Origin of the sequence: Salimicrobium halophilum, assembly GCF_900100295.1 — a bacterium.
Lineage (GTDB): Bacteria > Bacillota > Bacilli > Bacillales > Halobacillaceae > Salimicrobium > Salimicrobium halophilum.
In genome coordinates, this window is sequence record NZ_FNEV01000007.1 from 122,661 (window position 1) to 135,081 (window position 12,421).

General features: G+C 46.3%; 17 protein-coding genes. 13 read left to right on the forward strand and 4 right to left on the reverse strand.

The features are described 5' to 3' along the window. Positions 1 to 52: 52 nt before the first annotated feature. From BLQ44_RS11830 to BLQ44_RS11845, 4 genes are read right to left on the reverse strand one after another with little or no spacing between them, the layout of a single operon-like run. A complete protein-coding gene (locus BLQ44_RS11830) occupies positions 53 to 490 on the reverse strand; it encodes a PTS sugar transporter subunit IIA (protein ID WP_093194168.1) in 438 nt (145 codons plus the stop codon). Between the two features lie 17 nt (positions 491 to 507). Next, on the reverse strand, positions 508 to 1,686 hold the full coding sequence (locus tag BLQ44_RS11835) for a mannitol-1-phosphate 5-dehydrogenase (protein ID WP_093194103.1): 1,179 nt from the start codon (positions 1,684 to 1,686) through the stop codon (positions 508 to 510). A 45-nt stretch (positions 1,687 to 1,731) separates the two neighbouring features. Beyond that, positions 1,732 to 2,289, reverse strand: coding sequence for a 6-phospho-3-hexuloisomerase (hxlB, locus tag BLQ44_RS11840; protein ID WP_093194104.1), 558 nt, complete (start codon positions 2,287 to 2,289; stop codon positions 1,732 to 1,734). Beyond that, positions 2,289 to 2,999 carry a ribulose-phosphate 3-epimerase gene (locus BLQ44_RS11845; RefSeq protein WP_093194105.1) on the reverse strand — a complete coding sequence of 237 codons (711 nt, stop codon included), beginning with the start codon at positions 2,997 to 2,999 and terminating at the stop codon, positions 2,289 to 2,291. Before BLQ44_RS11845 ends, hxlB begins: the two co-directional genes overlap by 1 nt. Before the next feature lie 169 nt (positions 3,000 to 3,168). Here BLQ44_RS11845 and BLQ44_RS11850 point away from each other — a divergent pair, with 169 nt between their 5' ends. From BLQ44_RS11850 to BLQ44_RS11910, 13 genes are all read left to right on the forward strand, one after another. Next, complete coding sequence (locus BLQ44_RS11850; protein WP_093194169.1) at positions 3,169 to 3,921, forward strand: DeoR/GlpR family DNA-binding transcription regulator; 753 nt, start codon at positions 3,169 to 3,171, stop codon at positions 3,919 to 3,921. Positions 3,922 to 4,009: 88 nt separating this feature from the next. Continuing rightward, entirely contained in the window at positions 4,010 to 4,750 is a 741-nt protein-coding gene (locus BLQ44_RS11855; protein WP_093194106.1) for an SDR family NAD(P)-dependent oxidoreductase, read from the forward strand. A 69-nt stretch (positions 4,751 to 4,819) separates the two neighbouring features. After that, on the forward strand, positions 4,820 to 5,050 hold the full coding sequence (locus tag BLQ44_RS11860; RefSeq protein ID WP_093194107.1) for a DUF1659 domain-containing protein: 231 nt from the start codon (positions 4,820 to 4,822) through the stop codon (positions 5,048 to 5,050). 14 nt (positions 5,051 to 5,064) lie between these two features. After that, positions 5,065 to 5,277 carry a DUF2922 domain-containing protein gene (locus BLQ44_RS11865; protein ID WP_093194108.1) on the forward strand — a complete coding sequence of 71 codons (213 nt, stop codon included), beginning with the start codon at positions 5,065 to 5,067 and terminating at the stop codon, positions 5,275 to 5,277. Between the two features lie 121 nt (positions 5,278 to 5,398). Next, positions 5,399 to 5,629: a DUF1659 domain-containing protein gene (locus BLQ44_RS11870; protein WP_093194109.1), complete on the forward strand. Its 231-nt coding sequence runs from the start codon at positions 5,399 to 5,401 to the stop codon at positions 5,627 to 5,629. Between the two features lie 13 nt (positions 5,630 to 5,642). Next, positions 5,643 to 5,855, forward strand: coding sequence for a DUF2922 domain-containing protein (locus BLQ44_RS11875; RefSeq protein WP_093194110.1), 213 nt, complete (start codon positions 5,643 to 5,645; stop codon positions 5,853 to 5,855). A gap of 51 nt (positions 5,856 to 5,906) precedes the next feature. Continuing rightward, the gene (locus BLQ44_RS11880; RefSeq protein WP_093194111.1) at positions 5,907 to 6,041 is read left to right on the forward strand and encodes a YvrJ family protein; all 135 of its coding nucleotides are present in this window, start codon (positions 5,907 to 5,909) and stop codon (positions 6,039 to 6,041) included. 174 nt (positions 6,042 to 6,215) lie between these two features. Continuing rightward, positions 6,216 to 7,265 carry a 2,3-butanediol dehydrogenase gene (locus tag BLQ44_RS11885; protein ID WP_093194112.1) on the forward strand — a complete coding sequence of 350 codons (1,050 nt, stop codon included), beginning with the start codon at positions 6,216 to 6,218 and terminating at the stop codon, positions 7,263 to 7,265. Positions 7,266 to 7,590: 325 nt separating this feature from the next. Further along, positions 7,591 to 8,841, forward strand: a complete 1,251-nt coding sequence (locus BLQ44_RS11890; protein ID WP_093194113.1) for a sugar ABC transporter substrate-binding protein — start codon at positions 7,591 to 7,593, stop codon at positions 8,839 to 8,841. 93 nt (positions 8,842 to 8,934) lie between these two features. Next, positions 8,935 to 9,810, forward strand: a complete 876-nt coding sequence (locus tag BLQ44_RS11895; protein ID WP_093194114.1) for a carbohydrate ABC transporter permease — start codon at positions 8,935 to 8,937, stop codon at positions 9,808 to 9,810. Further along, complete coding sequence (locus tag BLQ44_RS11900) at positions 9,810 to 10,646, forward strand: carbohydrate ABC transporter permease (protein ID WP_093194115.1); 837 nt, start codon at positions 9,810 to 9,812, stop codon at positions 10,644 to 10,646. Before BLQ44_RS11895 ends, BLQ44_RS11900 begins: the two co-directional genes overlap by 1 nt. Positions 10,647 to 10,668: 22 nt before the next feature. Further along, positions 10,669 to 11,355 (forward strand): YesL family protein, encoded by a 687-nt coding sequence (locus BLQ44_RS11905; protein ID WP_093194116.1) that lies wholly within the window; start codon positions 10,669 to 10,671, stop codon positions 11,353 to 11,355. Between the two features lie 38 nt (positions 11,356 to 11,393). Beyond that, positions 11,394 to 12,416 (forward strand): LacI family DNA-binding transcriptional regulator, encoded by a 1,023-nt coding sequence (locus BLQ44_RS11910; RefSeq protein ID WP_093194117.1) that lies wholly within the window; start codon positions 11,394 to 11,396, stop codon positions 12,414 to 12,416. The last annotated feature ends 5 nt before the right edge of the window (positions 12,417 to 12,421 follow it).

The window sequence follows — 12,421 nt, forward strand, 5'->3', positions numbered from 1 at the left end:
TTGGAAAGGGGAACGCAGGTAAAGGCTCCCCCTTTAGAAAACGTAAGGAAAGTTACTCGGCGCTCTCGATCAGACGAAGGATTTCTTCTTTACTTTCAGCTTTCTCCAATCCTTCTTTGGTATCTTCCTCGGATAGGACTTCGGCGAGAGTAGAAATAAGATCAAGGTGACCGTCGCTGTCCGTAGCCGCCAGTACCAGAATAAGAGAAACTTCCTTGTCTTCCGGATAAAGGACGGGTTTCTCCAGTTTCAGAAGTGAAACCCCCGTGCTGTTCACTTCTCCGGCGTTTTGCGCGTGAGGCATAGCTACTCCAGGCACAATGACGATATACGGTCCGAATTCGTGAACATTATTGATCATTTTCTCGATATAGCTTTCTTTGATGTTTCCCTGGTTCAACAAAGGCTCAGCTGCTACCTTGATGGATTCTTCCCAGGAGGAAACGGAATCCTGAAATGTCACAGTGTCTTTCAAGTGAGTGCTTAACATGATGAACAGTCCTTTCTTCATTGATTTACGATAGAGAGTAAATCATTCTTTTCCTTAAGCTTGGTGTAGTTGTTCTGGATAGCCTGACATATATCATCGTTCTCCAACCCGGTTACGTGTACGATGGCTTTTTCTATCCCTCGTTCTTCGATGAGGTTCTGTAGCTTCACAGATTCTTCATCCTCCGGGTTGTCGAATAAGAATCCGGCTGCAATAGCCACGGTTAGGTGTTCCGTCGGCAGTCCCGATCGGCGAAGCTCTTGTGTCGGTTTGCTCAATCTTTCATTCTGTCCCAGTTTTCTAAGAGGGGCTCTTCCCACTCGGAAAATATTATCACTAATATTCTTATTTTTGAATCGATTTATGATTTTCTCGATATAATCATTCATTTCGTCCTGCGATACGTCGAAGTTCTCCACAAAGTACTGGGCTGATTCGTGCATTGTTCCCCGTACGAACGTTTCGATGTCCGGGTTCTCCAGGGCACTCTGAATCGTAGGTTCTTCGTAAAGAAACGCGATGTATGCGGTGGTGGCATGTCCCATGTTTACGAGAAACAGTTTTCTTTCGATGAATGGCTTCAGATCATTCACATACGTCGCGCCGTAAATGGGGGGCAGGTCGTGATTGCCCATTTCCTTTTCATTGATGACCCATTCATAGAACGGTTCGACTAAAGCGGTTTCATAATCTGCACCTTCTTTGGATAGAGCAAGACGATCCACGGAAGCGTTAGGAAAGCTGACCAGACTCAAGATTTCTTCCATCTCTTCAGGTGATACGTGTTTTTCCACTTCAGCTTGTAGGGTGGAAGAAGCGTTGATCGCATTTTCATTCGCTATGATGTCGAGCTTGTTATGATTCCACGTTATCCTTTGCAACAGCGCGTTTGCCAAAGTTCCTGCAATCCGGTGCAGGTTATGGACACCGATGGAGGTCGTTATGACATCCGCATGCTGAATCCTATTGATCACTTCTTCCTGCTGATTCAAACTGTTCAAGGCTGAAACCGGGGAGACCGTCTCAGTCGTCTCGGCATCATCTAATAGTTCGACATGGTAACGATTCGTTTCGTTGAAGCGATCGATCGCTTCCTGATCGACATCAACGAAACAAACGTCGTAACCTGTCTTGTTCAGCAAATAACCGATGAAGCCCTTTCCGATGTTCCCGGCTCCGAAATGTAATGCTAGCATTTTACTATCTCCTTTCGGAAAGAACGAAGGCCGTCCGTTCCCTTACTATTCCAGGTTCGCGTGGTATTCCCAAAGGCTTGGCATATCGATGTCCTGCTCACGGATCAGCATCAATGCGAGTGTATCTCCGAGTAACAGCAAACTTTGTTCAAACAGGCTTGTCATCGGTTGGACGGATGGGATTTCATTCGGCAACTGAAGTTTGGTACTTACCGGGATCCTTACAAATACGTCGGAGTATTCTTTCATGGAACAATCAGGATTTGCACCGATGTGGGCGATCCTTGCGTTGTATTTCTTCGCCTTCTGAGCAATGGTCAGTGGGAATGCTGACTCTCCACTTCCGGACCCTACAATAAGAAGGTCATTTTCAGTAATGGCCGGTTCCGTAATCTGGCCGACCACGTACGTTTTGATGCCGAGATGTGCCAATCGCTTGGCTACCCCTTGTAAGGAAAGAAGAACTCTGCCGACACCTACGAAGAATACTTTGTCCGCCTTTTTGATTTCTGCCAGCAGTTCATCTGCACTGTCCCCGTCAATCTGATTCAGTGTATTGGAAAGTTCTTCTACGATTTCTTTTTGAGCCTGATTATAATCCATTATTTCGTTACCTCCTCTGAAGAAAGACCTTCAGCAATTTTTTCTTCCATGATCTTTTTGTTTTCAGCGATGCTTCGTTCCTTGATGAATAGGCTTGTGCTTCCTGCAACCAGGATATCTGCGCCTGCATTCACCAGTTCAGGAATGGTTTCGAGGGAAACTCGGCCGTCTACTTCGATTCGTGTATCCAGTCCTTTTTCCTGGATGAGTGCTTGCAGATCTTTCACCTTTTTGGTGGCGTAAGGAACCTGTTTCTCATTTTTGTCTGTTGCAAATCCAGGGTTGATCAGCATCAGCAGCACCGTATCGCACTGAGGCAGGATATAATCCAGCGACGATAGCGGGGTGGAAGGGTTCAAGGCGACTCCGACCTTCGTTCCGCTTTTCCTAATCAAGTTCACGTAGCGGTCGATATGGACGCTGCTTTCTAAATGGAAAGAAATCTGCTCGACACCGATGTCGATCATTTCCTGAATGAAAAACTCATTATCGTTCGCCATGATATGAACGTCGAAATTCATATCCGTGACTTTTCTCAACTGTTTGATCGTATCAATACCAAGAGGCATGCTCGGGCTGAACGATCCATCAATGACATCTATGTGTAACGTATCTAATCCTTCATTTTCGATTGCTTTAACGCTTTTCTCCAAATTACATAAATCTCCACTCATGATGGAGGGTGCAATAGTGATTGCTCTTTTCTGCATGTTGTTGCCTCCTTGTGCTGCTTTTTCTTAATTGTAAAGCGTTATCATGCAGATGTAAACACAAAAATTGCATGTTTTTGTCGAAAGTCTGCGTGTTTGGCTTTGTTTTGTGCATGTCTCTGCGTTTGTGGTAGGATGGAAAAAAAGGACAATGAAGGGTGAAGGAGTTTTGTTAAAACAAGAACGTCAACAGAAGATACTAGAAATCCTCAATGGAGAGCAGAGAGTCATTGCCAGTGATCTCAGTCAACGCCTCTTTGTTTCAGAAGATACGATACGCAGAGATTTGAAAGAGTTGGATAATAAAGGTCTGATCCGTAGAGTCCATAGTGGAGCGATGAGAATAGGGCCGCCGGTAGTAGACTTTTCTACAAGAAAGAATGTCATGAATGAGTTGAAGATGGATTTGGCCAAAAAGGCGCTGGAGTTTATTAAAGAGGACATGGTTCTTCTGATCGATGGAGGAACCACGAACTTACACTTTGTAAACCAGCTGCCTTTGACACTGAAAGCCACGGTCATCACGAACAGTCCACCGATCGCCATGGCTTTGACGAACCATAATGATATTGAAGTGATCATGATCGGCGGAACGTTGTTCAAGGAATCTATGGTGAACCTTGGGGTAAATACGGTGGAATTCCTGGATAATATCAGGGCTGATTTGTATGTTATGGGGATCCATAAAATCGATCCGAACATCGGTATCAGTGTTCCGAGTTTAGGGGAGGCTGAGGTCAAAAGAAAAATGGCATCTGTATCGAATGAGATTCTGGCTATGGTGACCTCTGATAAATTGAACACTTTCTCGAATCATATCGTCACTCCGGCAAGCGCCTTGACTTATCTGATTACAGATAACGACCAATCCGATATTTTGAGTTCTTATCATAGTCAACAGATCACAGTCGTCAATGAATAACCGTTAGCGCAAATACGCAATTCGGAAAGAAGGTTAAGAGTTCATTCCTTGATATCTCTTAACCTTTTATTATGGAAGGGGAAAACCAATGCCTGACTTAACGGAAAACATTATTCTCGTCACCGGAGCGAACCGGGGCCAGGGTAAAGCCATCGCTGAACACCTGGCCGACCTCGGAGCAACTGTAGGTGTAGGGGCTCGTAACTATGAAGAAGCAGAGCACACAGCTGATACAATCGAAAACGCTTTTCCTGTGAAGCTGGATGTGACAAAAGAACGAGACTGGAAAGAAGCGGTTGAACATGTCGTAACGAACTACGATAGAATCAATGCGCTCGTGAACAATGCCGGTCTCCTGACGCGGAAACCTTTCACGGAAATCACGCTGGACGACTACCGTCAGATGATCGAAGTCAACCAGCTCGGCGTTTTTATGGGGATGCAGGCCGTCATTCCTCAGATGGCGAGTCAGCAGAAAGGTTCGATTGTGAATAACGTATCGATCTCCGCGTTCGCTCCCATCAGCCAGTCCTCGGCTTATGCTGCAACCAAAGCGTCGGTCGTAGCTATGTCGAAAGCGGCTGCCATCGAAAATGGGCCGAAAGGGATCCGCATCAATATGATCCATCCAGGCGGCATCGAGACGGATATGGCTACCGGTGGAAAAGGAGTGCCGTCCTTTTATGATTCTGTGCCCCTTGGCCGCATCGGTCAGCCATCGGAAATCGCAAAAGCCGTCGCCTTCCTCGCTTCTGAGGAGAGTTCCTATTGCACAGGTGCTGAACTTACCGTCGACGGCGGTATGACTCTCGGCACGACCGATCAGTAACTTTTTTCAAAAACAGTGACACCTGATCAGGGCTCCCTTCGATTATAGCTGTGAAGGGAGGGAATGCTGATGGCTGTTACCACAGAACGGATCAGTTCCACACTGAAGCTTCAGTTCGCAACAGGGATGGATGAATTCGGAGAACCGATGACAAAGACGAAATCGTTCCGCAATGTCCGCACCGATGCTACGACAGAAGCTCTTTATGAAATCGTAGCGAAGCTCAAAGATTTGCAGCAACATTCACTCGTCAAAGTGACGAGAGATGATGAATCATCGATCGTGCACACAGAAAACTAAGGGGGAGTTAGCGAATGAAGAAGCTGGAGCTGAAGTTTTTGAATGAAGACGGGAAAGTCGTAACGGTTTCTCTGGATGCCCCGGTCGAGCCGGCGGATCCGGTAGCGGTCGGAGCGGCGATGGATGAGATCATCACGCAGGATGCTTTTTCATCCTCCGGGAGAGCGCTCGTGTCGAAGAAGCAGGCCCGGATTGTCGAACGGAACGTCACAGATATTGAAATGTAACGAAGAGAAGTCGCCGAAGAGGCGGCTTTTTTTTGGAAAAAATATTTCAGGAAAAGTTTCAGAAAAAGAGACACCTGATCGGTAGTTCCTTCGATTATAGTTATGAAAGGAGGGAACGCTGATGGCTCTAATGACAGAACGCATTGATTCAACGCTGAAACTTACGTTCGAAACGGGCGCGGACGAATTCGGAGAACCGACGTACAAAACGAAATCATTCCGAAATGTCCGCACCAATGCCACCTCTGACGCACTTTACGCAGTCGTTGAGAAACTTGACGTCCTGCAGCAGTACACGCTTGCCGAAGTGACCAGAGACGATGAATCATCTATCGTCTATATCCAGGACTAAGGAGGAATAGAGTATGAAGAAGTTGGAATTGAAGTTTCTGAATGAAGACGGGAAGGTCGTAACCATTTCCCTGGATGCCCCGGTGGAACCCGCGGATCCTGTTGCGGTAGGAGCGGCGATGGATGAAATCATCAGTCAGGACTGTTTCCTCTCCTCAGGAGGAGCACTTGTCCAGAAGAAACAGGCACGCATCGTCGAACGGAACGTCAACGAAATCGAGCTTTAATATAGAGAAGCCGCTGCTGAAGCGGCTTTTCTCATAGAAAGGGGAAAGAATATGGACATGGGGATGCAGTTCCTGACGGATGTCGGCTTTCCGATTGCGGTCACTTTCTACCTGTTGCACCGTATTGAAGGGAAATTGGACATTCTGATTGAAACCATTCATCAGATTCCTGAAAAAAGAACGTAATGAAGAAGAAGCCTGTACCTCTTGCCATGAGGCTGTTCACAGCTCGGGACTAAGAGGAGAGGCTTCTTTTCTTTACATGAAAAATTGTCACATAAAGTTAATCATTTTTTTACGTAAAAACGGGTAGAGAGTCTGTGTCATAGAATCACCAGCATGACAAAGGAGGGACTACTAATGAAAGCAGCAGTATGGTATGGAAAAAAAGATTTGCGCGTAGAAGAACGTGAACTGAAACCTCTGAAAGATCATGAAGTGAAAGTACGCGTCGGTTGGGCCGGTATTTGTGGAAGTGACCTTCACGAATATGAAGAAGGTCCTGTCTTTATGCCGAGCGAAGCGAAAGATGAATTGACCGGGGAACAGACACCTCTGACGATGGGGCATGAGTTTGCCGGAGTCGTAGAAGAAGTCGGTTCAGAAGTGAAAAACATAAAAGCAGGAGATCGTGTGGCCATCAACCCTACCCTCACGCATGGCAACAAACCGGAAATCGTGGATATTTATGACGGGTTCAGTTTCATTGGTCTTCATGGTGACGGAGGGTTTACGACCTATGCGAATGTCCCGGAAGCGAATGCTTATCTTCTTCCGGAATCAATGACCCTGCAGGATGGAGCGCTTGTGGAGCCGATGGCAGTAGCAGTTCAGGCGGTGAAAGAAGCGGACATGCAGTTCGGAGATACCGTAGCAGTGTTCGGTGCAGGACCGATCGGGCTTGTAACGATTCTGGCTGCCAAGGCTGCCGGTGCAACTCGCATCATAGCCCTCGACCTTTCCGAGAAACGACTGGAGAAAGCGAAAGAGCTTGGAGCGACTGATATTATAAATTCCGGAGACACCGATCCGGTGGTAGCCATCCGCAAACTCGAGAAAGATGGAGTGGACGTAGCTTTTGAAGTGGCAGGGGTGGAACCTACCTTCAAACAGGCCATTGATGCAACGAAAGCACGCGGCACGATGGTTATCGTATCCATTTTCGCAAAATCGATCGACTGGAACCCGATGCAGTTGACCGGGAGCGGTGTGAAGGTGACATCAACGATCGCTTATTCACCGACTACCTTCCAGCAGACGGTCGATCTGATGGGGACGGGGCAGTTGAATCCGCGTGGGATCATCACCGATAAGATTCAACTCGATGATATTGTAGATAAAGGGTTTGAAGCTCTCAGCAATGACAAATCCCAGGCGAAGATCCTGGTGGAATTGAGCGGGGAAAAGTAAAATTTCAAAATATATAAGAGGTCTTGTGGAACAGCTATTTGTTCTACGAGACCTTTTTTTGTTTAAAATTCAGATTTTTCGATAAAAAATCATATATTTTTAAATCTTCTGGATAGCCCGGAGAATCAACGTTTGTTCACTGTATGAGTAATCCTTTCCGAAATTTGTATATACAAATTTGAAGAATAGTGTTGACTCGGGTCATGTAAGAGGTCTATACTCTGTGTAAGCCTTTTCACGAAAACGTTTTCGAAAACGGCGTTCGTCGTGAGGAATGAGACATTCATTTCAAGGTATATCTTAAAACATTGAGGGAGGAACTCACATGAAAGTTGGGAAGAAGGCACTCTTTTCGTTGGTCTTTATCAGTTTAATAATGGTTCTAGCAGCTTGTGGCGGAGATTCCGGAGGAGAAAGTTCCGGAGACGGGGAAGGTGGAAATGGAGAGAAGATCACCATTTTCCAGAGTAAAGTGGAAATCTCTGATGCCCTTGAAGAACTTGCTGCCACATACACGGAAGAAACAGGGGTGGAAGTGGAAATTGTCGGTACGACCGGGGACGATTACTTCTCTCAACTGCAGATCAAGTTGAACAGTGAACAGGGACCTTCCATTTTCACTCTTGGGAATGAGAGGGAAGCACAAAGACTTGAGTCTTATGTCCACGACATGAGCGACCTCGAGTATACGCAGAACATCGCCCCTAACATGGGACTGATGAACGGGGAAGAGCTTGTGGGAATCCCTTATGGTATCGAAGGTTTCGGTCTTGTCTACAACAAAGATCTTGTAAATGAAGAAGACATCACGGATTATGAGTCGTTTGTAAGCGAAATGGAAAGGTTGAAAGGGGAGGACGTCAATCCGATCAGTCTTTCTCAGGAAGCGTTCTTCCTTATCGGTCACCCAAGCAACTATCCATTCGCGCTTCAGGATGACTACAGAACATATATCGATAATCTGTCAGCTGGCGATACATCGATGACAGAAACCGAAGAGTTCCAGAAGTTCGGTGAATTCATGGGAGCCATTAAAGAGCACGGCGTCAACCCTATGGATGTGAACTATGATGAACAGATGGGAGCTTTCGCAAACGGGGAAACAGCGATGGTTCACCAGGGGAACTGGTCTTACGGAATTCTTCAGGATTATGAAGTAGATTTTGAGGTCGGCATGATGCCATTCCCACTTATGGGCAATGACAAATTGGCTGTAGGTGTCGGTGGTAACTGGGCCGTTAACGGTACGAAGAGTGAAGAAGAAATCGCAGCAGCGAATGATTTCCTTGAGTGGATGCACACGAGTGAAACTGGTAAGCAGTATGTCGTGGAAGAATTCGGTTTCCTTCCGGCCATGACGAACATTGACGCCGGAGAAGTCGATCCGCTTTCCCAGGATGTACTGGAAGCTTCCAACAGCGGCGAAACGATTCCATGGGCGATCAACTACTTCCCTGCAGGAGTCATCCAGAACGATTTCACCCCTGCAGCACAGGAATTCTTCCTGAACGAAGACGCAACGGGAGAAGACCTGATCGAAGGACTGGATAGTGCCTGGGATAATGCAACGAAATAACTGACAACAAGAGAATCCGTGGGCACGCTCTGACAGTGGAGGGTGTCCACACTCTCTTTTCAGACAAAGCACGGTGAAGAAAGAGGGATACATGTGACCAAACGTAAAAAATGGGGATGGTTCTTACTATTTACCGGCCCCTTACTACTTATATTTCTGACAGTCGTCATCGTTCCGTTCATTATAGGAACGTTCTATTCTTTCTTTCAGTGGGATGGAATCAGCGCAAACCCGATGGTGTTCAATGGGCTTGAAAACTATAAAAACCTGTTGGAGGACGAGCGGTTCCTGGAGTCAGCCTGGCTTACGGTGAAATTCACGGTATTTTCCGTAATTACTATCAATGTCGTGGGCTTAAGCTTCGCTTTATTTGTCACTTCCAAATTGAAAATCGCCAATACGGCACGCACGATGTTCTTCATGCCATACCTGATCGGTGGCTTGATTCTCGGTTACATCTGGCAGTTCGTTTTCTCGGACGTTTTGAAAATGGTCGGAGAGTGGACCGGATGGGGCAGCATTTTCTTCAACTGGCTGAATGACCCGGAGTTTGCCCTATATACGCTCGTATTCGTCTTTACCTGGCAGATGGCCGGTTATGTCATGATCATCTATATTACAGGCTTACAGGGCATTCCGAAAGATATCATAGAAGCGGCCCATATCGACGGAGCGAACAAATGGCAACAGCTGAAAAGCATAACGTTCCCGTTGCTCATGCCGGCATTCACGATCAGCTTGTTCCTGACGTTATCGATGGCCTTCAAGATCTATGACGTCAACCTATCACTCACCAATGGTGGGCCTGCGAATGCGACAGAGTTATTCGCGATGAATATTTTCAATGAAATCTTCGGCTACGGTAACTACGGGTATGGACAGGCGAAGGCGATTATATTCTTCCTTATCGTCGCCGGTGTAGCTCTGACACAGGTGTATGTCACGAAGAAAAGGGAGGTTGAGATGTAATGAAAAAGCCGAATGCGTATATCAGAGAAATATTGCTTTTCCTTTTGGCTCTTGTATTTTTATCTCCCATTTACATCATTGCCGTGAACTCGTTCAAGGATCGTGCCTCGCTGTATGAAAACGTGTTGGCCTTTCCTACAGAGTTCAACTTCGGTAACTATGCCCAGGCAATCGACGACATGAACTTCATGATGGCCTTATTCAACTCTTTTGTTATTACGACGATTTCGGTCATCATCATCGTCATTCTTTCGTCCATGACGGCATGGATGCTGGCACGGACTCCGCATCCTATCAGTAACATCATTTTCATGCTGTTCATCTCTACAATGCTTATTCCGTTCCAGACGATTATGATGCCACTTATACAGGAAATGGGCTGGATCATGGACTTTACTGGATTTACGATGCTTGATTCGCGTGGCGGTCTGATCTTCATGCACGTCGGCTTCAACTCGGCGATTTCCGTATTCTTGTACCACGGATTTGTGAAATCGATTCCGATTTCTCTGGAAGAAGCGGCGACGATCGATGGAGCTTCGAAAATGGGAGTGTTCTGGAAAATCATCTTCCCTATGCTTAAACCGATTACAGTAACCGTATTGATCATCAATGTCATCACGATCTGGAACGACTACCTCTTGCCGTCCCTCGTGTTGACTTCTACGGATTTGCGGACCATCCCGCTTTCCACGTTCTATTTCTTCGGGGAATTCACGATTGAATGGAACCTGGCGATGGCAGGGCTCGTCATGACGGTTATTCCGGTAGTCATTTTCTACGCTTTGGCACAGAAACACATTATCCAGGGTATCGGAGACGGGGCAGTAAAATAACAAGAAAAGGAGGGAGAGCCCTATGCAAAGTTATACCGGTGTTTTCGGCTTCATCTATCTGCTTGCTTCCTGGTTTATGAGATTCTCTGTCACCAACTTTCTATGGTTTATTCTCAACGTTCCTATAGTAATTGTGGTCTGGACGTATCTTGTCAGTGATGAAGGAACGCATATATACGCTCTGCCTCTCGTTGTATTACTGCCACTTATCTTCTATCCGGCTACAACAGCTCTGTTTGCGATGGCGAGAGATTGGATGAGAGATGAAGAACACCATACTCTCTTAAAAACGTATCTTGTTTATCTGAAGAACAATTACAGAACGAGCTTTGTGGCTGGAGCGATCTGGACACTTATCTGGAGCGTCTGGGTTTTGGATTTCCGCTTTTTCGCGGATAACAGCGAGTTGATGGCTACCATTTTTTCCATCTTAGGCATTCTGCTGGCAGTGATGAACCTGCACTTTTTTTCCATGGTGGTTCATTACAACATGACGATCCGCGAACGGTTCATCAACAGCTTTTACATGACGGTCGGACGACCGGGGGTCACGGTGGTTACAGCTTTGATCGTTTCCTTCATCATTTATATTGCGAGCACCCTGTGGTTCGTCACCGTCTTCTTCGCGGGTTCTCTTATCGCTACCACCTCTTTCTATCTGTTCTACAGATCTTACTTAAAAATCCGCCAGGAAGCCTGTAATATGTAGGTTAAGAGGTAGAAAGCGGGAGAGGAGCGGATGAGCATATGACATCCATCAAAGAAGTGGCGAAAGCGGCGAATGTATCCGTCAGCGTGGTATCGAAAGCGTTGAATGACTATCCGGATATCAAGCCGGAGACAAAAGAACGGATTTTACAGATTGCCGAAGAGATGAATTACTCTCCGAATCTGGCAGGACGGAACCTTTCTTCGAAAAAACAGATGAACATCGGGCTGATCTCGTCGGCCGTTTTCAATTCGAGTGAGAAGGACACGAACGCTTATCAGGTAATCAAAGGTATTTATAGAGGAGTGGAAGATAACAATCATGAACTGTCCGTCTTCCTGATCGATTCCAAAAAACAAAAGCAGAAAAGCTATGCTCAGTTTTGCAGGGAACGAAATATAGGCGGAGCGATCCTTCAGGGACTGAGGATGGATGACCCTTACTTTAAGGAGTTAGTGGATACGAATATCCCCTGTGTCTATATAGATCATATTACGGATGAGAAATCCGAAAATATAGGAAGCATTTCTATTGATAACTATGCAGCGGGCATAGAAATGACGGACCATTTACTAGAGAGAGGTCACCGGGAGATCGTGGTTATAGGTGGAGTGGAAGAAACCTTCGTCAACGCCAAACGGTTAGAGGGGGCTCGCGAATCTTTCCGTAAACACGGAATTCCTTTGCCTGAAGAGTCGATTATCCATGCGAACTTTGATGAAGACCAGGCCTACCGGGAAGCGACGGAGTTGTTGAAAAAAAGGCAGCCGACCGCATTTTTGTGCTTCAGTGATCTGATGGCGTACGGAATTATGAAAGCAGTGAAAGAAGCGGGGCTAACTATTCCGGAAGACGTTTCTGTGATAGGGTTCGACGACTTGCCTTTCAGTGCCATAACCAATCCGCCACTTACGACGATCAATCAGAACTTCTTCGACATAGGAAACGAGGCGGCTCAACTTCTCGTGAAAGTTATGGAGAAGAAGCAATCGAGCCAGCACGTCATGGTGAATCATGAACTTGTAGAACGTGGAAGTGTGCGGGATATACACAAAAGATAAAGGAG